The sequence below is a fragment of the Streptomyces sp. cmx-4-9 genome (assembly GCF_046548835.1).
Lineage (GTDB): Bacteria > Actinomycetota > Actinomycetes > Streptomycetales > Streptomycetaceae > Streptomyces.
Genome location: NZ_JAEBEE010000004.1, coordinates 157,430 through 178,632, shown reverse-complemented (window position 1 = coordinate 178,632; position 21,203 = coordinate 157,430). Strand labels below are relative to the sequence as shown.

Annotated in this window: 19 protein-coding genes; 12 read left to right on the top strand and 7 right to left on the bottom strand. The window is 75.2% G+C overall.

Annotation, left to right across the window (positions count from 1 at the left end):
• Window positions 1-16 precede the first annotated feature (16 nt).
• On the top strand, window positions 17-670 hold the full coding sequence (locus ACLJTM_RS14525; protein WP_411103959.1) for a class I SAM-dependent methyltransferase: 654 nt from the start codon (window positions 17-19) through the stop codon (window positions 668-670).
• Between the two features lie 11 nt (window positions 671-681).
• Here the strand turns inward: ACLJTM_RS14525 and ACLJTM_RS14520 are convergent, their stop codons facing one another.
• A complete protein-coding gene (locus ACLJTM_RS14520; protein ID WP_411103958.1) occupies window positions 682-1,887 on the bottom strand; it encodes a cytochrome P450 family protein in 1,206 nt (401 codons plus the stop codon).
• Between the two features lie 186 nt (window positions 1,888-2,073).
• Between ACLJTM_RS14520 and ACLJTM_RS14515 the strand changes: the two genes are divergently transcribed.
• On the top strand, window positions 2,074-3,588 hold the full coding sequence (locus tag ACLJTM_RS14515; protein WP_411103957.1) for an FAD-binding oxidoreductase: 1,515 nt from the start codon (window positions 2,074-2,076) through the stop codon (window positions 3,586-3,588).
• A 112-nt stretch (window positions 3,589-3,700) separates the two neighbouring features.
• Window positions 3,701-4,825 (top strand): hypothetical protein, encoded by a 1,125-nt coding sequence (locus ACLJTM_RS14510; RefSeq protein ID WP_411103956.1) that lies wholly within the window; start codon window positions 3,701-3,703, stop codon window positions 4,823-4,825.
• Here ACLJTM_RS14510 and ACLJTM_RS14505 read toward each other — a convergent pair.
• Together ACLJTM_RS14505 and ACLJTM_RS14500 are read right to left on the bottom strand one after the other, a co-directional pair.
• Window positions 4,779-5,165 carry a hypothetical protein gene (locus ACLJTM_RS14505; RefSeq protein ID WP_411103955.1) on the bottom strand — a complete coding sequence of 129 codons (387 nt, stop codon included), beginning with the start codon at window positions 5,163-5,165 and terminating at the stop codon, window positions 4,779-4,781. The genes ACLJTM_RS14510 and ACLJTM_RS14505 overlap by 47 nt on opposite strands.
• A gap of 63 nt (window positions 5,166-5,228) precedes the next feature.
• Complete coding sequence (locus tag ACLJTM_RS14500; RefSeq protein WP_411103954.1) at window positions 5,229-6,173, bottom strand: AEC family transporter; 945 nt, start codon at window positions 6,171-6,173, stop codon at window positions 5,229-5,231.
• Between the two features lie 80 nt (window positions 6,174-6,253).
• Between ACLJTM_RS14500 and ACLJTM_RS14495 the strand changes: the two genes are divergently transcribed.
• From ACLJTM_RS14495 to ACLJTM_RS14480, 4 genes are all read left to right on the top strand, one after another.
• The gene (locus tag ACLJTM_RS14495; protein ID WP_411103953.1) at window positions 6,254-7,633 is read left to right on the top strand and encodes a sensor histidine kinase; all 1,380 of its coding nucleotides are present in this window, start codon (window positions 6,254-6,256) and stop codon (window positions 7,631-7,633) included.
• A complete protein-coding gene (locus ACLJTM_RS14490) occupies window positions 7,630-8,310 on the top strand; it encodes a response regulator (protein ID WP_411103952.1) in 681 nt (226 codons plus the stop codon). Before ACLJTM_RS14495 ends, ACLJTM_RS14490 begins: the two co-directional genes overlap by 4 nt.
• A 124-nt stretch (window positions 8,311-8,434) precedes the next feature.
• A complete protein-coding gene (locus ACLJTM_RS14485; protein ID WP_411103951.1) occupies window positions 8,435-9,478 on the top strand; it encodes an alpha/beta hydrolase in 1,044 nt (347 codons plus the stop codon).
• Window positions 9,475-10,704, top strand: a complete 1,230-nt coding sequence (locus tag ACLJTM_RS14480; protein ID WP_411103950.1) for an acyltransferase family protein — start codon at window positions 9,475-9,477, stop codon at window positions 10,702-10,704. Before ACLJTM_RS14485 ends, ACLJTM_RS14480 begins: the two co-directional genes overlap by 4 nt.
• A 104-nt stretch (window positions 10,705-10,808) precedes the next feature.
• On the opposite strand, the gene ACLJTM_RS14475 is transcribed toward ACLJTM_RS14480, so the two are convergent.
• Window positions 10,809-11,231 carry a DUF350 domain-containing protein gene (locus tag ACLJTM_RS14475; RefSeq protein WP_411103949.1) on the bottom strand — a complete coding sequence of 141 codons (423 nt, stop codon included), beginning with the start codon at window positions 11,229-11,231 and terminating at the stop codon, window positions 10,809-10,811.
• 108 nt (window positions 11,232-11,339) lie between these two features.
• Here ACLJTM_RS14475 and ACLJTM_RS14470 point away from each other — a divergent pair, with 108 nt between their 5' ends.
• Complete coding sequence (locus tag ACLJTM_RS14470; protein WP_411103948.1) at window positions 11,340-13,136, top strand: GNAT family N-acetyltransferase; 1,797 nt, start codon at window positions 11,340-11,342, stop codon at window positions 13,134-13,136.
• 46 nt (window positions 13,137-13,182) lie between these two features.
• On the opposite strand, the gene ACLJTM_RS14465 is transcribed toward ACLJTM_RS14470, so the two are convergent.
• Window positions 13,183-15,261 carry an AMP-binding protein gene (locus tag ACLJTM_RS14465; protein ID WP_411103947.1) on the bottom strand — a complete coding sequence of 693 codons (2,079 nt, stop codon included), beginning with the start codon at window positions 15,259-15,261 and terminating at the stop codon, window positions 13,183-13,185.
• 163 nt (window positions 15,262-15,424) lie between these two features.
• On the opposite strand from ACLJTM_RS14465, the gene ACLJTM_RS14460 reads away from it, so the two are divergent.
• Both ACLJTM_RS14460 and ACLJTM_RS14455 read left to right on the top strand, forming a co-directional pair.
• Complete coding sequence (locus ACLJTM_RS14460; RefSeq protein ID WP_411103946.1) at window positions 15,425-17,398, top strand: ABC transporter ATP-binding protein; 1,974 nt, start codon at window positions 15,425-15,427, stop codon at window positions 17,396-17,398.
• A gap of 59 nt (window positions 17,399-17,457) precedes the next feature.
• Window positions 17,458-17,835 carry a VOC family protein gene (locus ACLJTM_RS14455; RefSeq protein WP_411103945.1) on the top strand — a complete coding sequence of 126 codons (378 nt, stop codon included), beginning with the start codon at window positions 17,458-17,460 and terminating at the stop codon, window positions 17,833-17,835.
• On the opposite strand, the gene ACLJTM_RS14450 is transcribed toward ACLJTM_RS14455, so the two are convergent.
• Entirely contained in the window at window positions 17,836-18,207 is a 372-nt protein-coding gene (locus tag ACLJTM_RS14450; RefSeq protein ID WP_411103944.1) for a CU044_2847 family protein, read from the bottom strand.
• Window positions 18,208-18,413: 206 nt separating this feature from the next.
• Window positions 18,414-19,124 (bottom strand): FadR/GntR family transcriptional regulator, encoded by a 711-nt coding sequence (locus ACLJTM_RS14445; protein ID WP_411103943.1) that lies wholly within the window; start codon window positions 19,122-19,124, stop codon window positions 18,414-18,416.
• Between the two features lie 138 nt (window positions 19,125-19,262).
• Here ACLJTM_RS14445 and ACLJTM_RS14440 point away from each other — a divergent pair, with 138 nt between their 5' ends.
• Entirely contained in the window at window positions 19,263-19,784 is a 522-nt protein-coding gene (locus ACLJTM_RS14440; protein ID WP_411103942.1) for a gluconokinase, read from the top strand.
• Between the two features lie 12 nt (window positions 19,785-19,796).
• Window positions 19,797-21,194 carry a gluconate:H+ symporter gene (locus ACLJTM_RS14435; RefSeq protein ID WP_411103941.1) on the top strand — a complete coding sequence of 466 codons (1,398 nt, stop codon included), beginning with the start codon at window positions 19,797-19,799 and terminating at the stop codon, window positions 21,192-21,194.
• The last annotated feature ends 9 nt before the right edge of the window (window positions 21,195-21,203 follow it).

The window sequence follows — 21,203 nt, the reverse complement described above, 5'->3', positions numbered from 1 at the left end:
GCTACTGTTCAGGGGCATGACAGAGACCTCGCGCCTGACCGCCGTACGGGCGTCCTACGACGCCGTCGCCGTCGACTACGCCCGGCTGCTCGGGACCGGGCTCGCCGCCCGCCCGCTGGACCGGGCCCTGCTCGCGGCGTTCGCCGAGTACGTGCGGGGCGGCTCGGGCGGCGGCGGCCGGGCGGTCGCCGACCTCGGCTGCGGGCCGGGACGGGTGACGGCGCACCTGGACGCGCTCGGGGTACGGGCGTTCGGGGTCGACCTGTCCCCCGCGATGGTGGCGGTGGCCCGCCGCAGCCATCCGGGGCTGCGGTTCGAAGTGGGTTCGATGACTGCGCTCGACGTCGCCGACGGGGTGCTCGGCGGGGTCCTGGCCTGGTACTCCACCGTGCACACCCCGCCCGGGGAACTCCCCGCCCTGTTCTCGGAGTTCGCGCGGGTGCTCGCGCCGGGCGGCCATGCCCTGGTCGCGTTCAAGGCGGGCGACGAGCGGCGCCGCCTGCACCACGCCTACGGCCATCCGGTCGACCTCGACGTCTACTTGACCCCGCCCGAGCAGGTCGCCGCCCTGCTGGCCGGTGCCGGGCTCGCCGAGGTGGCCCGCCTGGTCCGGGAACCGGAGGGCGACGAGCGGTCCGCCCGGGGATTCCTGCTCGCCCGCAAGACCTGAGGGAGGCGGCGCTACCAGCGCAGCGGGAGCCGGGTCACCCCCCGCACCAGCGTGCCCGGCAGCCAGTCACGGGGTCCGGCCTCCGGGTCCTCGGCCAGGCCGGGGAACCGTTCGAGCAGCGACCGGATCGCGATCCGGCCCTCCATCCTGGCCAGCGGTGCACCGAGGCAGAAGTGGATGCCGTGCCCGAAGGCCAGATGGCCGCCGCCGGTGCGCCGGATGTCGAAGGCGTCCGGTTCCGCGAAGCGCGCCGGGTCCCGGTCGGCGGCGGCGAGGGCGACCAGGACGGAGGAGCCGGCCGGAACCCTGACGCCGCCGAGTTCCAGGTCGGCGACGGCGAAGCGGTACGTGGCGTGCTGCACCGGGCCGTCGTAGCGCAGCATCTCCTCCACCGCACCGTCGATCAGTGCCTCGGGATCGGCGCGCAGGGCCGCGAGCTGCTCCGGGTGCTCCAGCAGGGCGCGTACGCCGTTGCCGATGAGGTTGACCGTGGTCTCGTGGCCCGCGACCAGCAGCAGGAAGGCCATCCCGATCAGCTCGTCCGGGGAAAGCTGGTCCCCGTCCTCGTCGCGGGTCCGGATCAGGGCGCTGAGCAGGTCCTCCCCCGGGTCGGCGGCCTTGGCGGCGACCAGCTCGAAGAGGTAGGCGGTCAGCTGCTCCATGACCCGAGCGTCGGGTCCCGCCCGGTCCACGGGGGCCACGACCTCCTGGGACCAGTAACGGAAGCGCGCGCTGTCCAGGTCGGGGACGCCGAGCAGTTCGCAGATGACCGTGAGCGGCAGCGGGACGGCGAGGTCCCGGACCAGGTCGCCGCGGCGCTCGGGGCGGGCCGCCATCGCGTCCAGGAGTCCGTCGGTGACCTGCTGGACGCGCGGCCTGAGGGCCTCCACCCGGCGGGCGGTGAACTCGCGGGCCACCAGCCTGCGCAGCCGGGTGTGGTGCGGCGGGTCCGCCTCCAGCATGTTGGTGTGGGCGGCGGCGGCCTGCGCGGACCCGTACGGGACGCCGGACCCGTACAGGTCCGAGCCCAGCCAGTTCTTCGCGAGCGCGGGGTGGTTGAGGGCTTGGCGGGCCTCCTCGTGGCCGACGACCAGCCAGGACCGGTCGCCGTCGACGGCCAGCCGGTGGACGGGGCCCGCCGAGCGCAGCGCGGCGTAGAAGGGGTACGGGTCGGCGTCGAACTCCTCGGAGTGCGCACTGAGGTCCACGAGAGGCATGCCTGCACCCTACGGCGGGCCCCGGCCGGCCCCGGCCGGCCCCGGCGGCCCCGGCCGGATTCCGTCGCCGATGAACTGCTCGTATGAAGAGCCGAATCGATTCCGCCGTGGGCCGATCGGGGGGCAACGCGGTGTGTGTGGGCCCGCCTTCGCGGCGATCGGGCCGGGCGGTGGCAGGAAGGACGCATGAGTCTCCATCGCCGCCAGGTCCTGGGGGGTGCGGCCGCGGCCGTGCTCGCCACCGTCGGTGCGGCGGCCGGGGGCCCCGACTACGGCGCCCTCGCCCGCGGGATCGACGGGCGCGTGGTGCTGCCCGGCGACCGCGACTTCGCCGAGGCGCGGCAGTTGTTCCAGCCCCGGTACGACTCCCTCGCGCCGGCCGCGGTGGCCTACCCCCTGCACGCGGGGGACGTGGCCGTCTGCCTGGACTTCGCCCGCCGCTCCGGGGCCGCGGTGGTACCGCGCGGCGGCGGCCACGGCTACGCGGGCTGGTCCACCCGGGCCGGCGGCCTGGTCGTCGACACCTCGGCCATGGCAGACGTCGCGGTCGAGGGGACGCAGGTGCGGATCGGTGCGGGGGCCCGGCTGGGCGACCTGAACGCCGGGCTGGCGGGCCGCGGCCTCGCCGTCCCGACCGGCCTGTGCCCCTCCGTGGGCATCGCCGGGCTCACCCTCGGCGGCGGCCTCGGCCTGGCCTCGCGGGCGTACGGGACCACCTCCGACCGGCTCACGGGCGCCCGCGTGGTCACCCCCGACGGGAGGATCCGCGAGGTCGGCGCCGACGGGGACCCCGGCCTGTACTGGGCACTGCGCGGCGGCGGGGGCGGCAACTTCGGGGTGGTGACCGAGTTCCGCTTCGCCGTCCACCCGGCCGGCGACTGCGCCTCCGCCGAACTGCACTGGCCCGAGGACGCCTCCGCGGACGTGCTGCGCGGCTGGCAGCGCTGGCTGGAGAGGCTGCCGGACCCGTTCTGGAGCCAGGTGGAGTTCGTGCTCGGTCCGGGCGGGGGGCCCGCACCCGCTCCGGCGGTCCGGGTGGTGTGCCTCGACGGGCGGGCGGAGCTGGAGGCACAGCTCGGCCGCCTGTCCGCCCTGGTCGGCGCGGAACCGCGGGACACCTGGACCGCCGTCCGCGGGTACGGGGACACCGTCCGGGCGCTGGCGGGCTGCCTGGAGGAGAGCGCCGCGCAGTGCCGTCTGCCGGGGAGCCTGCCCGGACGGGACCCGCAGGGCCGGCTGGCCAGGGAGTCCTACGCCGCGCGTTCGGACTTCTGGAGCGGCGCCGGACTGCCCGATGCGGCGATCGGGGCGGTACTCGACGCGGTCCGGCGGTACGCCTCGGCCGTCCCGCGCGGCGGGCGGGGCGTCGTCCAGTTCGACGGGGTGTGCGGCGGAGCCGTCAACCGCGTCCCGGCTGCGGCGACGGCCTTCGTCCACCGCGACAGCGCGTTCCTGGCCCAGTACCTCGTCCGGTGGCCGGACTCCGCACCGCCCGCCGAGGCGGCCCGGCACCGGGACTGGCTCGACGGGCTCTGGCGGGACCTGCGCCCCTGGGCGGGCGGCCGCGCCTACCAGAACTACGCCGACCCGGCCCTGACCGACTGGCGCGAGGCCTACTACGGACCGAACCTCCCGCGCCTGGAGGAGGTCCGGCGCACCTACGACCCCGAGCGGCTGTTCCGCTTCCCGCAGGCCGTCTAGTGCCGTGAGCGGCGGTCCCGGCCGGCTCCGGCCCCCGGGGTGTCCGCCCTGGCCCGTCCCGCCCCGTCTGCCCTCCCCTGCCCTGTCCGACCGGCGCCACGAGGAGTTCCGAATGCTACGTACGTTGACGATGGCCGCGGCCACGGCGGCGCTGCTGCTGCCCGGAGGGCCGCTGCCCGTCGCCGAGGCCGACGGCCCCGCCCCGCAGGGGCCTGCCCGCTGGTCCGCCGCGGATGCGGCGGCCTTCTGGACGGCCCGGCGGATGGCCTCGGCCGTCCCGCTGCCCCCGGACCCGGGACCCGCCCCGGACGCGGCCCCGGCCCCGGCCGCAGACCCGCGTGAACCGGAGGAGCCGCAGGAGCCGGATCCGGCAGGTCCGGCGGGTCCGGCGGGTCCGGCGCCCGAAGGGCCCGGCGAGCCCGGGACCGACCCCGCGCCGCCGCCGTCCCCCTCCCCCTCGCCGTCCCCGTCTGCGTCCCGGGAACCGGTCGCGGCGCGGCTGCCGTTCGCGGGCCCCGGTGTCGGGCAGAACTTCGACGGGGTCCCCTCCGTCGGCCGGATGTACGTCATGAAGGGGGCCGGGGCCTACTTCTGCACCGCGAGCGTGGTCTCCTCCCCCGGCCGCAACCTGGTCGTCAGCGCGGGGCACTGCCTGCTGGGCTCCGACGCCCGGCAGGTGGCCTTCGTCCCCCGGTACACCCGGGCGAAGCCTCAGCCGTACGGCCTCTTCCCGGTCCTGCGCACCGCCTCCGGCCGGGCGAAGGTGTGGATCGATCCGCGGTACGTGTCCCGGGGCGCCGATCGGGCCGCCACCCTCGACGTGGCCTTCGCCCAGGTAGGACCGAACGCCAAGGGCGTCCCGGTGGAGACGGTGGTCGGCGGCAACCGGCTGGTCACCGGGGCCGGCTACACCCACGGCAAGATCACTCTGATCGGGCACCCCTCGTCCGCGGCGCGCCCGCGCGTGTGCGTGAACCGGACGACCAAGTTCACCAGCGCCGACCCCGGGATTCCCGGCTCGTTCCTGCGGATCAACTGCACCGGCTACCCCGGCGGTACCAGCGGCGGCCCGTTCCTGAACCGCTACGACGCGCGGACCGGGACCGGTGAGGTGGTCGGCGTGATCGGCGGCTGGAAGACGGGCGGGGACACCGCGGACACCTCCTACAGCTCCTACTTCGGCGCCGACATCAGGCGTTTGTACGAGAAGGCTGTTGCCGGGGCACGGCAGGGGTGACCACCCGCACCCACCGGGTCCGGCGCGGATTGCCGACGGCGCGCGGGGCCGTCGGCAGCCCGTCCGCCGTCAGCTGGTCGGCGGGCGGGAGCCCCAGCTGGCGGCGGAGGTCGGCCAGGGCGGTGTGTACGGGGGCCAGGACCAGTTCGGCCCGCGGGTGGGAGTGCGCGAGGGCGTGCGCGATGGTCTCGATCGCCTCGGCGGCGTCCTCGGCGGCGGCGCTGCTCCAGGTTCCGGGCGCCGCGCCGCCCCAGGGGGCGACGGTGTCGTGGAGGTGGCAGGCGGCATCGGCCAGGGCGTCGGCGCGTTCGCCGAGGCCCGGCGCCGCGGTGGTGGGCATTTCCATGCCCCGTCAACGAGCGGGGCGCGCCGGGGGAACGAGCCGTACCGGCCACCGGGGCGGTCACGCCACGGCGACCTGCAGCCACAGCGGCAGGAGGAGCAGCGCCACCAGCGAGCTCTTGATGACCACGGAGGCGGAGAGGTCGACGCCCACGTCGTAGCGCTGGGCGAAGATGAACAGGTTCTGCGGGGTCGGCATGGCCGCGATCAGGACGAGGTGGGCCAGCCACTCGCCCCGCACGCCGAACAGGCCCCCGCAGACCGCCCAGGTCAGCAGGGGGAAGGCCAGGCACTTGAAAGCGATGAGGGCCATCTCCTCGCGGGTGGTGCCGCGCAGGTCCAGGCCGATCCCGCCGAGGTGCAGGCCGAGGGAGAACAGGGCCACCGGGGAGGCGCTGTCGCCGACGAAGGCGGCCCCGTCCAGCACCACGGCCGGAACGTGCACGGCGAGCAGGTTGAGCAGGATTCCCGCGTTGCAGGCCAGCACCAGCGGGGTGGCCAGCGAGGCACCGAGGGCGCGCGACAGCCGTCGGCCCGTGCCGCCCGCGGCGCCCGCGCGGCCCAGTTCCATGAGGGAGATCACGACCAGGGAGAGCACGCACACCTGGAAGAGCAGGATCGGGAAGATCGGCGCCGCCGTCCCGAACACGGTGATGAAGACGGGCACGGCGAAGTAGGCCGTGTTCACCTGTACGGCCGCCATCACGCGCAGGGCGACCTCGCGGGGTTCGCGCAGCCCGCGGGCGACGGCGGCCGAGACGACCACGGCCACGGCGAGGGCGGCCGCGGCGGCGTACCCGCCGATGGCCCGCCAGTCGAAGAGGGCCGCGAGGTCGCTGGCGTAGATGTTGCCGAAGAGGTAGCAGGGGACGGCGAAGAGGAAGGCGTAGTCGGCGAAGACCTTGGAGGCCTCCGCCGGGACGATCTTCCGTCGGGCGAGGAGCACCCCGCCGCTGAAGGCCAGCAGTACCGGCACCAGCTTTTCGAGCGCGGCTGCGCCACCCATCCCGAATCCCCCGTGATCGACCGGCTGGCAGCCTACCCGGGCCCCGGTTTTGGCCCGCCGAGCGCATAGGCTGGCCGGTCATGAGCGATCTACCCCGCGCGCGGCGGCTCGGCCGGACCCGTACGAAGGCCCCCTCACGTGTCGGTACGGGGCGCGTGCCCGGTGCGTGGGCGCAGCTGGCCGTGGTGCTGCGGACGCCGGCCCGCACGACGGAGCCGCTGTTCGCGCGGGCGCCGAGGCCCTGGCAGCGGATGCTGCCGTACGTCGTGGCGGCCCTGTTCGTCCTGTCGCTGCTGCCGGTGACCATCACGGTCCTGACCAACGACTACCAGGCCGGCGGCGGCTGGTCGGGGGCGTTCGGGGTGGCCCAGACCGTGCCGCTGCTCCTCGCGGTGACCCGGCCGGTGGCCGCCTGGGCCCTGGTCCTCGCGGCGGACACCCTCGGCGCGGTCCAGCTGCTCGGCGCCGACGTGGCCGGGCACGCCTGGCCGTGGACCCCGATGGCCGTCGTCGGCTACCTGGTGCTCATGGCCTGCCTCGGGCTGCGCGAGTCCGTCCGGACCCTGGTGGGGGTGTGGCTGGTGACGGGCGCGGTCGGAGTGGTACTGCACTTCTTCCAGCCGCCGGGGGCCGCGGACACCGCCGCCCTGCTCTTCGTGCTCGCGGGCGTCGTCCTCGCCCTGACCGGGGCGCTGCGCGGTCTGGGCGACGCCCAGCAGCGGATCGCGGAGCAGGAGAGCATCAGCGAGGCGGAGCGCTCCCGGCGCACCCTGCTGGAGGAACGCGCCCGGATCGCCCGGGAGTTGCACGACGTGGTGGCCCACCACATGTCCGTGATCACCGTGCAGGCCGATTCCGCTCCGTACCGGCTGCCCGGGATGGCGGAGCCGGTACGGGAGGAGTTCGAGGCGATCGCGGCGAGCGCGCGGGAGTCGCTGGGCGAGATGCGGCGGCTGCTGACTGTCCTGCGCGGCGACGGTGGGGACGGCGGCGGCGTCGGGGAGCGGGCCCCCCAGCCGGGGATCGGGCGGCTTCAGCAGCTGGTGGAGACGACCGTACGGGCCGGGCAGCCGGTGGACCTGTCCCTGGCGGCGGAGGCGGCCGAGGCAGCGGGGGCTGCGCCGCCGGCCGTGGACCTGTCGGCCTACCGGATCGTGCAGGAGGCCCTCGCCAATGTGGTGCGGCACGCTCCGGGGGCGGCGACCCGGGTGTCGGTGACCGTCGACGCGGACGAGGTCCTCGTGCTCGTGGTGAACGGTCCGGCGCGGGACGCCCCGGTGGCACTGGAGAGTTCGGGCACGGGTCACGGACTGGTGGGGATGCGCGAACGCGTACGGTTGACCGGCGGCACCCTGGACACCGGTCCGCTGCCCGACGGCGGCTTCCGGGTCGCCGCCCGGCTGCCGCTGGACGCCGGTCCCGGGGCCGGCACCACCCCTGCGAACGAGGACGCCCGTTGACCATCCGCGTGATCATCGTCGACGACCAGGCCATGGTGCGGGCCGGGTTCGCCGCCCTGCTGTCGGCACAGGCCGACATCGACGTGGTGGGCGAGGCGCCCGACGGCCGGCAGGGCGTCCAGGTGTCCCGCTCGACCCACCCCGACGTGGTGCTGATGGACGTGCGGATGCCGGAGATGGACGGTCTGGCGGCGGCCCGGCAGCTCCTCGACCCGCCGCCCGGAGTCGTGCACCGGCCGAAGGTCCTGATGCTGACCACCTTCGACATCGACGACTACGTGTACGAGGCGCTGCGGGCGGGCGCCTCCGGCTTCCTGCTGAAGGACGCCCCGCCGGCCGACCTGATCGCGGCGGTACGGGTCGTCGCCTCGGGCGAGGCCCTGCTGGCCCCCTCGGTGACCCGGCGGCTGATCGCCGACTTCGTCCACCAGCGGCCCGCACCGCGCAAGGACCCGGCCCTGCGGCTGAAGGGGCTGACCCCCCGGGAGACCGAGGTACTGGAACTCATCGCGCGCGGCCTGTCGAACCGGGAGATCGCCGCCCATCTGGTGCTGGCGGAGCAGACGGTGAAGACGCACATCGGACGGGTGCTGGCCAAACTCGACCTGCGCGACCGGGCCCAGGCGGTCATTTTCGCCTATGAGGCGGGCCTGGTACGGCCGGGCGACGGCGGCTGACATCCGGGGGCCGTCTCCTCCACCCCCTACCGGGGTATGACATCCGGATTGGCTCCCCGGTGGGACGTCCGCGCCACGGCCCCCTCCTTACCTTCCTCCTCGTCACGAGGAGAGGAGAAGGGGCATGCGCCGCTTCACAAGGACGCTGGTCACGGCCGCAGTCGCGGTGGCCGCCGTCGTCGGGACCGCGGGGTGGGCCTCCGGCGACAGCCAGCGGGCGGTCACCGGGCCGCCGCCCGGGGCCGATGCCTGGCGGGCTGACACGGAAGGGGGCCGGCCGCTGCCCGACCCGGCCGCCGCCTCGCCCGGTGAGGTGGCCCGGTTCTTCGCCGCTCTGGACGAGGGCGCGCAACGGCGGCTCCTGCACCGCCACCCCCTGGTGGTCGGCAATCTGGACGGTGCGCCGCTCCCCCTGCGGTACGAGGCCAACCGGCTCGCCGTCGCCGCGACGGGCGAGGCGCGGTACGCCTCGCTGGCGGCGCCGGACCGGCAGGTCCTCGCCTTCGACCCGCGCGGCCGGGGCCAGGTCGCCGAGGTGTTCGGCGACCTGGCGCACGCCGCACACGTCTCGGTGGTCGTGCCGGGCTCCGACAACGACGCCTCCCGCCACGACGACCGCCGCAGGGAGGGCACCGGGCCCGCGGGCATGGCCCGTTCGCTGCGGACGGCCGCCGGCGGGGGCACCGCCGTGATCGCGTGGACCGGGTACACGACCCCGGTCGGGGTCGGTCTGGATGCGGCCGACGGACGGCTCGCGAAGGCCGGGGCCGTCCGGCTGGCCCGGTTCACGGCCGGCCTCGATGCGGTCGGCGCACCCGACCCGGTGCTGTTCTGCCACAGCTACGGCTCGGTGGTGTGCGGGCTGGCGGCCCGCGACACGGACGCCACGGACGTGGTGGTCCTCGGCTCCCCCGGGATGCGCGCCGGCTCCGCCGCCGCCCTGCACACCGGCGCCCGGGTCTGGGCGGCGCGGGGCCCCTCCGACTGGATCGCCGACGTGCCGCACGTGGAGTTCGCCGGGATCGGCCACGGCGCCGATCCCGCCTCCCCGGCCTTCGGCGCCCGCCGGGTGCCCGCGGCCGATGTGCAGGGCCACACCGGCTACTTCGCCTCCGGCACCCGCTCCCTGGCGGCCTTCGCCGCGATCGCCAAGGGAGAGCTCCGATGAAGACCTCCACCGCCCTGGCCCCGCTGCGCCGGGCCGCCGAGCGGATCGACCGGCAGACTCCCGCGCACCGCGACCGGGCGGTCGACGGACTGCGCGCCCTCGCCCTGCTGGCCGTGCCGACGGGCCACTGGATGCTCGGCGGCTTCACCGTGGACGGGCAGGGCGGCCTGCACAACGCCAGCCCGCTGTCGGCGTTCGGCGGGCTCGCCCCGGCCAGTTGGGTGCTCCAGATGCTGGGGATCTTCTTCCTCGTCGGGGGGTATGCCTCCGCGCTCTCCTTCCAGCGGCGCCGGGGTTCGACGGGTGCGTGGCTGAAGGGCCGCATGGTGCGGCTGGGGCGGCCGGTCCTGGGGGTGACCGCGGTGTGGGCGCTGGCCGCACCGGTGCTGTACGCGGCCGGGGTGCCGGAGGCCACGCTGCGGACCGGGGCGACGCTGGTGGTCCAACCGCTGTGGTTCGTCGGGGTGTACGCGGTGGTCACCGCGCTGACCCCGTACTGCGTGCGGGCGGCGCACCGGTTCGGCGGCTGGGCGGCGCTCCCGCTGATCGGCTCGGTGGCGGCGGTGGACTTCCTGCGCTACGGGCCGTACGCCGAGGCCGTGCCGTCCTGGCTGCCGGTGCTGAACATCCTGCCGGGCTGGCTGTTCGCCTACCAGCTGGGCGTGGCCTGGGGCGGGCGGCGGATCGGGCGGCGGGGGGCCTGGCTGCTGCTGGCCGGCGGGGGCGTGCTGTTCACCGTACTGCTGGCGGTCTTCCAGTACCCGGCGTCCATGGTCGGCGTCCCGGGTGAGGTCCGGACGAACTCGCACCCGCCGTCGCTGCTGGTCCTGGCCCTGGCCGCCGCGCAGTCGGGGGCGGCGCTGCTGCTGCGCGACCGGATCGCGGGGCTGCTGGCCCGGCCGGCGCTGTGGGCCCCGGTGGTGGCGGTCAACCTGTGCGCGATGACGATCCTGTGCTGGCACCAGAGCGCGATGCTGGCGGCGGCGGTGCCCGCTTCGCTGGCGGGCGGGCTGGCGGGGCTGACGACGGCTCCGGACAGCCTGGGCTGGATCGCGGCCCGGACGGCATGGCTGCCGGTGTTCGCGGCGCTGCTGGTGGGGATCGCCCGGTACGCGCGCCGGTTCGAGGGTCCGCCGGTGGCGGCGGGCCGGGCGCCGGCGGTGCGCCGGGCGGTGGCGGGCCTGCTGGCAGCCGGGTTCGCGGTGTTCGCCCTGGGCCTGGCCTGACGGGCCGGGCAGGTGGGGGTGCCGAGAGCGCCGCTCCCCCGGGGGGAGCGGCGCTCTGGGCGGGTCGGCGCGCCGGGCAGGGCCCGGCGTCGGCGCGGACCGTGTCAGGCGATGGAGGCCGCGACGATGGCAGCGACCGCGAGGTTGCAGGAGGCGGTGACCCACACGGCCGGGTGGGGCTCCGGGTCGACGACGATGGCGCCGAGCTTGCCGGGGGTGACCAGGTCGAGCACCAGGAAGGCCACGGCCATCAGGACCAGGCCGAGGACGCCGAAGGCCGCGGTGGAGAGCAGGCCCTTGCCGAAGTCGTCGTAGGTGGTCCAGATCGAGGTGAAGACGATGCCGCCGATGCCGAGGAGTGCGGAGCTGAGCAGGAGGGCGGCATTGCGGTTGCGCTCCTCCCAGATCTGCTTCGGGAGCTTCCCGGGCGTCAGCACGTCCACGAGGACGATGCCGAGGATCAGCAGCACCAGGCCGAGGGCGCCGTAGGCGCTGGTGCGGCCAAGTCCGTTGATGATGTCGCTCATTGAGAAGCCTGTCTCCGGGTGGGTGGGAACGATGGGTGGGAAGGCATGTGCCGTGGGGAGGCCGAATCTATCGCACGGTTGTGCACCGGACCATGGGGAGGTCAGGACGTGGCAGGGCTCAGGCGGGCACGGGCGGACGAGGCGCAGGCGCTGACCGGGCTCGTGATGCGGTCCAAGGCGTACTGGGGGTACGACGGCGCGTTCCTGGCCGCGTGTGCGGAGGAACTGCGGATCAGGCCCTGCGAGGTGGTGTCGCGGCGGATCGTGGTGGCCGAAAGTGCGTGCGGGGGAGTCCTCGGGCTGGCCTCCTTGGAGGGTGCGCCCGCCCGGGCGGTGCTGGGGCTGCTCTTCGTGGAACCTTCGGCCGTCGGGCAGGGGGTGGGCCGGCTGCTCTACCGGGACGTGCTGCGCCGGGCGGTGGAGCTCGGGGTGCGCAGGCTGCTGATCGACGCGGACCCGCACGCGGCCGGCTTCTACCGGGCCATGGGAGCCGTGGAGACCGCGCGGGACCCGGCCACGGACCCCCTCGATCCAACAGCGCCGGCCGGGACCGCCCTGGTGCGCTTCGAGGTGGCACCCGCCCCGCTGGCCGGCTGGGCGCGGGCGTGGACGGGCGGCGGGCGGGCCGTCCACCTGGGCAACGTCGCCGAGTTCAACGCGCAGTTCGCCGACGCCTCCCTGGACCGGGACCAGCGGGCCGCGCACCACTACGCCGCCCTGGCCGCCTTCTACAGCCCGTACCCGGCGGCGCTGGCGCTGCCGCGTGCGGTGCCGCGGGGCTGGGCCGAGCTGGTCTGCCGCCAGCTGGGCTGGGCCGGGGTGGAGGTGTACGACGCCCTCACGGCCGCGGGGCCGGGCCTCATCGGGGCGGTACGGGCCCGGCCGGCGCTGGCCGCGCGGCTGACCGGGGCGGGGCTGCCCCTCGTGCCGTGGGGGCGGACCCGGCCGTTCGCCGAGCTGGCGGGGGTGCCGTGGCGCAGCGGGGAGCTGCGCCACGAGGCGAAGTCCGCGGCGCACGCACTGTTCGGGCGGGTCCTGGCGCGGGGCGGGCACCCGGGGATCGTGCTGCCCGGGCAGTGGCGGCCCGGCAGCCGGTGGGCCGTGGCCCGGCTGCTGGCGGCGCGGGCCGCGGCCGGCGACAGCAGTGTGCTGAAGTCGGAGCACGGAGTGGGCGGTTCGGGCACCACGGTGGTGACGCCCGGACGGGTCCGCGCGGCGGGCGGCGCCCGGGCGGTGCTGCGCGGGCTGCCGCGCGGCCGGCTCCTGGTGGAGGAGTACGTCGGGGGTCCGCCCGTCGGCGCAGGGCCCAGGGACCTCACGTACGACGGGTTCGTGGCCGCGGACGGCCGGGCGCACGCGGTCGGCGGGGCGGTGATGGAGGTGCAGGACGCCGGGTACCGGGGGGCCACGGTCGGCCCGGGGGTGGTGCCGGCCCGGTTCGAGGAGGCGCTGCTGGGCTTCGGGGAGGCGGTGGGGCGGGAACTCGCGGACTGCGGTCACCGCGGCTGGTTCGATGTGGACTTCGTGGTGGACGGCGCGGGACGGCTCGCGCCGGTGGAGGCCAATCTGCGGCTCACCGGGCCGTCGGTGGCCTTCATGGTGGCTGCGCGGCTCGACGCGCTGCGGGGCGCGGGGCACCTGGTGCGCATCGCCGACCGGGTGGAGCTCGGCGCCCGGCTCCCGGACGGTCCGCTGGACGAGCTGTGCACGGCGCTGGCCCGGGACTGCGCCCGGATCGGCGCGGTGTTCGTCCCCGCCATCCCGACCGGCGCCTTCGCTCCGCAGCCCTGGCTGGGCGTACTGGTCGCCGCGCACCATCCGCAGGTGCTGGACGCGGCCGAGGCCCTGGTACGGGCGCGGGCCCTGGCGGCCGGCGCGGAGTGCGGGCCGACGCAGGCCCGCTGACGCGGTCGCCGGCCGTGAACCGCCCCGGCGCCGGCCGGGGCGGGCCTCAGTCGTCGACGTCGAAGGCCGGGGTCCGGCGGCGGGTGACGTGGAAGGCGAGGACGGCCGCGGCGAGCATCAGGGGGACGTTGAAGGTGTAGACGAGGGCCGCCTGCCGCGGCCAGTCCTGCTTGGCCGCCAGCCGGTAGAGGTTGTCCTGCGGCCACCAGGACACCAGCAGGTACACCACCGCCAGATGGGCCGCGGTGGTCAGGGCCCGGCCGGCGTCGCGGGACGCCGCCATCCGGGAGCGCCCCGTGAACAGGAACAGCACGCCGAGCCCGAAGGCGAGGCACTCGACCAGGTAGAGGACCGTGAAGAGGAACGACCAGGGCGACGGCACCCCGGTGAGGTCCGTGGACCCGGGCCAGAGGACGTCCGTGAACAGCCGGGCCGCCAGGCCCGGCACGAGCGCGCCGCAGCCCACGGCGCAGGAGGCGGAGGCGGCGCCGCCGGTGTCCGCGGTCCCTGCGGCAGCCGGCCCGTATTTGCCGCCGCGGACCGCGCCGCGGCCGGTGTGGCCGTGGACGGGCCGCGGAGGCTGCGGCAGCTCCGCGCGGTCCTCCTGGCCGGCCCGGTTGCGGGGCAGCGCCCGCAACCGCACCACGGCGCGGGGCAGGTCTCCGGAGGGCACCTTGTCCGCCAGGTGGGCGCGCACCGCGTCGGCGTCGGGGAGGTTGCCGCCAGGGCGCCGGGAAGCGTCTTGCGCGGGGGGAGCGAGGTAGGCGACGAGGCGCTGCGCCCCGTCGGGTCCGGGTACGGCGGCCACCATCGCCGCGCCGATGTCCTCATGGCCGCGCAGGACGGATTCGAGGGCGTGCGGATCGAGGACGCGGCCGTCCAGTGTGATCCGGTCGCGGATCCGGCCGCCGAACTCCAGCAGGCCGTCGTCCCGGAGGCGCGCCAGGTCGCCGGTGGGGACCGGGGCGCCGCCGCCCGGCGGGACCAGGTACAGCTCCCCGTCGCGGAGGTCGGCGCGGCAGCCCGGGAAGGGGGTGCCGATCAGGGAGAGCTGCTGCGGGTCCTCGACCGGGCCGGACAGCTGGGTCAGGCCGAACCAGGTGCCGGTGCCCGCGGTCTCGGTCAGCGCGTGGACGTTGAGCAGGCGCACGCCGGTCTGCAGGCGGCTCTGGAGGAGGGCTTGTTCGTCGAGGTGGAGGCGGTCACCGGTGACGGTGAGCAGCCGCAGGGCGCGCAGCCGCGGCTGCGGTCCGCTGCGGGGGCCGGGCACGGGCGTCGGCGGGGCCGTGCCCTGCGGCGCGGGGCCGGGCAGGAGCAGGTGGGCTGCGCCCGCCGGATCGGTGTGCAGGACGGTGACCCGCTCGGCCTCGGCCGCCGCGCGGACCGTGTCGGGAGTCCAGGGCGCCCGCTCCGGTACGACCAGGGCGCCGCCGGAGCACAGGGCCCGCGTCCAGCCCGCCGCGAAGGCGGTGACGGCGGGCGGGCCGGTGAACAGGTGGCGGTCGCCGGGGCCCAGCCGGGCCAGTTCGGCCCAGCTCTCGTAGGCGGCGAGCAGCAGTGCGTGGCCGACGGGCACGGGGCGCGGCTGCGGTCCCCCCGTCGACAGGACGGCGGCGGTCCGTCCGGGTGTGCGGCGCGGGGGCCCGCCGGTGGGGCGGCCGGCCGGTTCGGCCGGGTCCGGGTCCACGGCGAGGCGGATGACGCGCAGCCCGCTGCCGTCGTCGAGCCGGGCCTGGTGGGCGGCGCGGGTGAGCAGCGCGAAGGGCTGTATGCGGGAGAGGAGCCGGCGGGCCGTGTGCGGGGCGTCCACATCGACGACGGTGTAGGCGGCGCCGGCCTTGAGGATGCCGAGGACGACCGCGAGGAGTTCGGCCTGCCGGGCGGTCCCCACGGCCACGACCGCGTCCTGTGGCAGCCCCGCGGCGAGCAGGCGGCCCGCCACCCGCTCGGCACGGGCGTCGAGTTCTCCGTAGGTGAGGCTCTCGGCGCCGGCGATGACGGCGCGGGCGCCGGGGGTTTCGGCGGCCCATCGTTCGAAGCGGCTCAGGACGGTGTCGGCGGGCGCTGCGCCGGTGTGGTCGAAAGGCGGTCGGTCTGAGCGGGCGGACTCGGATCCGTGCGTCATGCCCCGATGGTCGCACCGGACACCGGTTGCGGCAGGGGCTCGCGAAATCCCGTCGCTGTCAAGGGAGTCGGCCGTCCGCCGCCGGCCGCGCCGCACCCCCGGAACGGGTGGTCCGGGCCGGGGCGTTGACCTCAAGTCCGGTCCAGGTCCTAGCGTTCGGTTCATGGACATGGAAATCACCGCGTGGACGTCGCTGCACAGCGCGATCAACGCCCAGCAGGACCGTCGGCCGCTCTCCCGGGCGAGCCTGCGCCGGGTGGCCGGCTTCGCCCGCCCGCACCGCCGCGGGCTCACCCTCTTCCTCCTGCTCAGCGTGGTCACCGCCCTGCTCGCGGTGGCCACCCCGGTGCTCGCCAGCCGGGTCGTGGACTCCATCGTGGGCGGCGGGGACACGGGTACGGTCACCCGCCTCGCCCTGCTCATCGCGCTGATCGCCGTCGCGGAGGCCGGCCTGGGGCTGCTGACCCGCAGGCTCTCCGCCACCCTCGGTGAGGGGCTCATCCTGGACCTGCGGACTGCGGTCTTCGACCACGTGCAGCGAATGCCGGTGGCCTTCTTCACCCGGACCCGCACCGGGGCGCTGGTCAGCAGGCTCAACAACGATGTCATCGGCGCCCAGCGGGCGTTCAGCAACACCCTGTCCGGGGTGGTCGCCAACAGCGTGACGCTCCTGCTGACCCTGGCCGTGATGCTGAGCATCTCCTGGCAGATCACCCTGCTGGCGCTGGTGCTGCTCCCGGTATTCGTGCTGCCGGCCCGCCGGATGGGGGCGCGGATGGCGGCCATGCAGCGGGAGGCGTCCGCGCTGAACGCCGCCATGGGCACCCAGATGACCGAGCGGTTCTCCGCGCCGGGAGCGACCCTGGTCAAGCTCTTCGGGCGGCCCGCCGACGAGTCCGCCGAGTTCGCGGCCCGCGCGGCGCGGGTGCGGGACATCGGTATCCGTACGGCCATGGCCCAGTCGGCCTTCATCACCGCGCTGACCCTGGTCTCCGCCCTGGCCCTGGCGCTCGTCTACGGCCTGGGTGGCTACTACGCCCTGCGCGGGACCCTGGACGCCGGCTCGGTCGTCGCCCTCGCCCTGCTCCTGACCCGGCTCTACGCCCCGCTGACCGCGCTGGCCGGAGCCCGGGTCGAGGTGATGAGCGCCATGGTCAGCTTCGAGCGGGTCTTCGAAATCCTCGACTTGAAGCCCCTGATCGCGCAGAAGCCGGACGCCCGCCGGGTCCCGGAGGGGCCGGTGGCCGTGGAGTTCGACGCGGTCTCCTTCGGCTACCCCTCCCCCGACAAGGTCTCGCTGGCCTCTCTGGAGGAGGTGGCCACCCTCGACGCCCGGGGCGGGTCGCAGGTCCTGCACGAGGTGTCCTTCCGGGCCGAACCGGGCCAGATGATCGCGCTGGTGGGCTCCTCCGGCGCCGGGAAGTCGACCATCGCCCAGTTGCTGCCCCGGCTGTACGACACGGACGCGGGCGCCGTCCGCCTGGGCGGGATCGACGTACGCGACCTCACGGCCGACTCCATCCGCGAGACCCTCGGCATGGTCACGCAGGACGGGCACCTCTTCCACGAGTCGGTCCGTGCCAACCTGCTGCTGGCCCGGCCCGGGGCGAGCGAGGAGGAGCTCTGGGAGGCCTTGCGCCGCTCCCGCCTGGACGGGCTGGTCGCCTCGCTGCCGGACGGACTGGACACGGTCGTCGGGGAGCGCGGCTACCGGCTGTCGGGCGGCGAGCGCCAGCGGCTGACCATCGCGCGGCTGCTGCTGGCCCGGCAGCGGGTGGTGATCCTCGACGAGGCCACCGCGCACCTGGACTCCACCTCGGAGGCGGCCGTGCAGGAGGCGCTGGCGGAGGCACTGGCCGGCCGGACCGCGCTGGTGATCGCGCACCGGCTGTCGACCGTCCAGGCGGCGGACCAGATCCTGGTGGTCGAGGACGGCCGGATCGTGGAACGCGGCACGCACACGGAGCTGCTGGCGGCCGGGGGCCGGTACGAGGAGCTGTACCGCACCCAGTTCGCGGCGGGGGACGCACCGGCGGACACCGAGGCCGGTGCGGGCGGGGGCCCGGACGCCGCAATCGGGTCCGGCGGGGCGCAGAAGGCGGCTTCGAGCGGCGCACTCCCGCTGCCCGGAGCATGATGGCCGTCGGGTCCCTTCACCCGCCGTCCCCCGGCCCGTTGCCGATCCTGGAGCTCGCGATGGACATCAAGCTGGAACTGGTCGCCGTGCCCGTCACCGATGTGGACCGGGCCAAGGCCTTCTACGAGCGGATCGGCTTCCGCGCCGACCACGACGTCACCGTGAGCGAGGACATCCGCTTCGTCCAGCTCACCCCGCCGGGTTCGGCATGCTCGATCGCCCTGGGCAAGGGGCTCACCCGGATGACCCCGGGATCCCTCGACAACCTGCAGGTCGTCGTCCAGGACATCGAGGAGGCGTACGCCGACCTCCGCGGCCGCGGGATCGAGGTGACGGAGGTCCAGGACATGCCGTGGGGCTCGTTCGTCTACTTCTCGGACCCCGACGGCAACGGCTGGGCGGTCCAGCAGACCACCCCGCGCACGGCCGCCGGCTGATCAGTCCCGTGCGGGGCCCGCCTGCTCCTGCCCGCGGGGGCGCCAGGTGAGGGTGACCGAGAGGGCGGCCTTCGCCTCGCCGTCCGCCAGCAGGGCCACCGCCTTACCGGGCTTGGCCACCAGTTCGATGCCGAAGGTGGCGCTGACCTCGTCGGGGCGGGCGGCGAGCGCGGCGTCGAGCACCGCCGACCCGATGCCGCTGACGAGTTCGTTCAACTGCTCCACGCGGGCGGCGAGGTGCTCCAGCGCGCCCACGTCCTCGTAGGCCGGCTGCCACGCCCCGTCGGGGAGGTCCTCGGGGTGCAGTACCCCGACCCGCGCGAGGACGGTCTCCCCTCCGGGCAGTTCGATCTGCTGGATCTTCCGCTCCATCGCCCCTCCCCCGGGCGGCCGGGGTCCGGCCCCGTCCGGGGCCGCGGCGACCGCGCCGCACCCCATTGTGCCGGGCCGTCCGCGCCGGGTGGCACGATCCGGACGGGACGCCCCGGGGGCGGGGCGTGCGTGCGGCCCGGGGCGTGCGTGCGGCCCGGGGCGTGCGTGCGGCCCGGGGGCGTGCGTGCGGCCCGGGGCGGACACTCCTACGGAGCGAGGACGTCCAGTTCCTCCAGCGCGCCCGCCGCGATCTGCCGGGTGAGTGCCTCGGCGCGGGCCGCGTCGCCCTCGCGGACGGCCTCGGCCACCTGGACGTGGAGGGTGACGGCGGCCGGGTCCGGGTCGTGGAACATCACGGCGTGCTCGGTGCGACCGGTCAGCACCTCGGCGACCACGTCGCCCAGCCGGGCGAACATCTCGTTGCCGGAGGCGTTCAGGACGGTGCGGTGGAACGCGATGTCGTGGCGCAGGTACGCGTCGAGCTGGTGGCCGCGCGAGGTGCGGACCATGCCGAGGGCGGCCTCGGTGAGTTCGGCGCACTGGTCGGGGGTGGCCAGTGCCGCCGCCAGTGCGGCGGCGACGGGTTCGATCGCGGAGCGCAGCACGGTGAGCGAGCGCAGTTGGCGGGGGCGGTCGCAGCCGGCCAGGCGCCAGCGGATGACGCGCGGGTCGTAGACGTTCCACTGGTCGGTGGGGCGGACGGTGACGCCGACCCGCCGGCGGGACTCGACCAGGTGCATGGACTCCAGGACGCGCACGACCTCCCGCACCACGGTGCGCGAAGCGTCGAAGCGCCCGGCGATCTCGTCGGTGCGCAGGACGCTGCCCGGCGGGTACTCGCCCGCGGTGATCGCGAGGCCGAGGGTGTCCAGCACGTGGGAGTGGAGCCCTTGCCCCGGACTGCCTTCGGTGGTCATGGCGTAAGCGTACGGTGACGCCGCAGGCCGAGAAAAGGTGCGACGTTTTCACCCCGACCCCTTGAATACGTACGACTTAATAGGCTTCAGTGGTGCCCACGCACACGAACCGGTGTCGAGAAGGACAGTGAGGTGGACGTGAGCACCCAGCGCGTCATTGTGGTGATGGGCGTGGCCGGCACGGGCAAGACGACCGTGGGGCGGCTCCTCGCCGAAGCCCTCGGTATCCCGTACGCCGAGGGCGACGCCTTCCACCCGGCGGCGAACGTCGCCAAGATGTCGGCCGGCACCCCGCTGGACGATGCGGACCGGTGGCCCTGGCTGGACGCCATCGGCACCTGGGTCCGCAACAGTGCCGGCACCCGCGGCGGGGTGGTCTCCGCCTCGGCCCTCAAGCGCTGCTACCGCGACCGGCTGCGCACCGCGGCTCCCGACGCCGTCTTCGTCCACCTCACCGGGCAGCGCCCGCTCATCGAGCAGCGGATGGCGGCCCGCAAGGGCCACTTCATGCCCACCACGCTGCTGGACTCCCAGTTCGCCGCCCTGGAGCCGCTCCAGGCGGACGAGGCCTGCGTCGTCGTCGACGTGTCCGGAACCCCGCAGGACATCACCGCGCGGGCGCTCGCCGCCCTGCGCGGCCTCACCGCCCCCGACAACTAAGGAATCGTCACCGTGACCAGTCTCAGCGCCGAGACACTGGCAGCGGCCGGCACCGGACCGATCACCACGGCCGGGAACACCCAGCTGGGGCTGGCCGTCCTCGCGGGCATAGCCGTCATCGTCCTGCTCATCACCCGCCTCAAGATGCACGCCTTCCTGGCCCTGACGGTCGGCTCGCTCGCCCTCGGCGTCTTCGCGGGCGCGCCCCTGGCCAAGACGATCGCAAGTTTCACGGCCGGCCTCGGCTCGACGGTCGCCGGTGTGGGCATGCTCATCGCGCTCGGGGCGATCCTCGGCAGACTGCTGGCGGACTCGGGTGGCGCGGACGAGATCGTGGACACGATCCTGGCCCGGGCCAAGGGCCGGGCCATGCCCTGGGCGATGGTGCTGATCGCCTCGGTGATCGGGCTGCCGCTCTTCTTCGAGGTCGGCATCGTGCTGCTGATCCCGGTGGTTCTGATGGTGGCCAGGCGGGGCGGCTACTCGGTGATGCGGATCGGGATCCCCGCCCTGGCCGGGCTGTCCGTGATGCACGGCCTGGTCCCGCCGCATCCCGGCCCGCTCGTCGCCATCGACGCGCTCCACGCGAACCTGGGCGTCACCCTCGCGCTCGGCGTGCTGGTGGCCGTACCGACCGTGGTGATCGCCGGTCCGGTGTTCTCCCGGTACGCCGCGCGGTGGGTGGACATCCCGGCCCCCGAGACCATGGTCCCGCCGCGGCCCGCCGAGGAGTCGGCGCGCCGTCCCGGGTTCGGGGCCACCCTCTTCACCGTGCTGCTGCCGGTCGCCCTGATGCTCGTCAAGGCCCTGGTCGACATCGTCGTCGACGACCCCGCCGACCCGGTGCAGCGCGTCACCGACGTCATCGGCTCGCCGCTGATCGCCCTGCTGTCCGCCGTCCTGGTGGGCATGGTCACCCTCGGCCGGGCGGCCGGCTTCACCCGGGCCCGCCTGTCCACGACGGTGGAGAAGTCGCTGGCCCCGATCGCGGGCATTCTGCTGATCGTGGGCGCGGGCGGCGGGTTCAAGCAGACCCTGATCGACGCGGGCGTCGGTCGGATGATCCTGGAGCTCTCGGAGAACTGGGCGGTCCCGACGCTGCTGCTGGCCTGGCTGATCGCCGTGGCCATCCGGCTGGCCACCGGGTCGGCGACCGTGGCCACGATCTCGGCGGCCGGCCTGGTGGCCCCGCTGGCCGCGGGCATGCCCACCACGCAGACGGCTCTGCTGGTCCTCGCCATCGGGGCGGGCTCACTGTTCTTCAGCCACGTCAATGACGCCGGTTTCTGGCTGGTCAAGGAGTACTTCGGGATGAGCGTCGGACAGACCCTGAAGACCTGGTCCGTGATGGAGACCATCATCTCCGTGGTCGCCCTCGGCTTCGTCCTGCTGCTCTCCCTGGTCCTCTAGTGCGGTGTC

Coding starts and splice junctions, on each gene's coding strand:
- ACLJTM_RS14525 (WP_411103959.1), top strand. CDS start 17: ATGACAGAGACCTCGCGCCTGACCGCCGTACGGGCGTCCTACGACGCC.
- ACLJTM_RS14520 (WP_411103958.1), bottom strand. CDS start 1,887: ATGCCTCTCGTGGACCTCAGTGCGCACTCCGAGGAGTTCGACGCCGAC.
- ACLJTM_RS14515 (WP_411103957.1), top strand. CDS start 2,074: ATGAGTCTCCATCGCCGCCAGGTCCTGGGGGGTGCGGCCGCGGCCGTG.
- ACLJTM_RS14510 (WP_411103956.1), top strand. CDS start 3,701: ATGCTACGTACGTTGACGATGGCCGCGGCCACGGCGGCGCTGCTGCTG.
- ACLJTM_RS14505 (WP_411103955.1), bottom strand. CDS start 5,165: ATGCCCACCACCGCGGCGCCGGGCCTCGGCGAACGCGCCGACGCCCTG.
- ACLJTM_RS14500 (WP_411103954.1), bottom strand. CDS start 6,173: ATGGGTGGCGCAGCCGCGCTCGAAAAGCTGGTGCCGGTACTGCTGGCC.
- ACLJTM_RS14495 (WP_411103953.1), top strand. CDS start 6,254: ATGAGCGATCTACCCCGCGCGCGGCGGCTCGGCCGGACCCGTACGAAG.
- ACLJTM_RS14485 (WP_411103951.1), top strand. CDS start 8,435: ATGCGCCGCTTCACAAGGACGCTGGTCACGGCCGCAGTCGCGGTGGCC.
- ACLJTM_RS14480 (WP_411103950.1), top strand. CDS start 9,475: ATGAAGACCTCCACCGCCCTGGCCCCGCTGCGCCGGGCCGCCGAGCGG.
- ACLJTM_RS14475 (WP_411103949.1), bottom strand. CDS start 11,231: ATGAGCGACATCATCAACGGACTTGGCCGCACCAGCGCCTACGGCGCC.
- ACLJTM_RS14465 (WP_411103947.1), bottom strand. CDS start 15,261: ATGACGCACGGATCCGAGTCCGCCCGCTCAGACCGACCGCCTTTCGAC.
- ACLJTM_RS14460 (WP_411103946.1), top strand. CDS start 15,425: ATGGACATGGAAATCACCGCGTGGACGTCGCTGCACAGCGCGATCAAC.
- ACLJTM_RS14455 (WP_411103945.1), top strand. CDS start 17,458: ATGGACATCAAGCTGGAACTGGTCGCCGTGCCCGTCACCGATGTGGAC.
- ACLJTM_RS14450 (WP_411103944.1), bottom strand. CDS start 18,207: ATGGAGCGGAAGATCCAGCAGATCGAACTGCCCGGAGGGGAGACCGTC.
- ACLJTM_RS14445 (WP_411103943.1), bottom strand. CDS start 19,124: ATGACCACCGAAGGCAGTCCGGGGCAAGGGCTCCACTCCCACGTGCTG.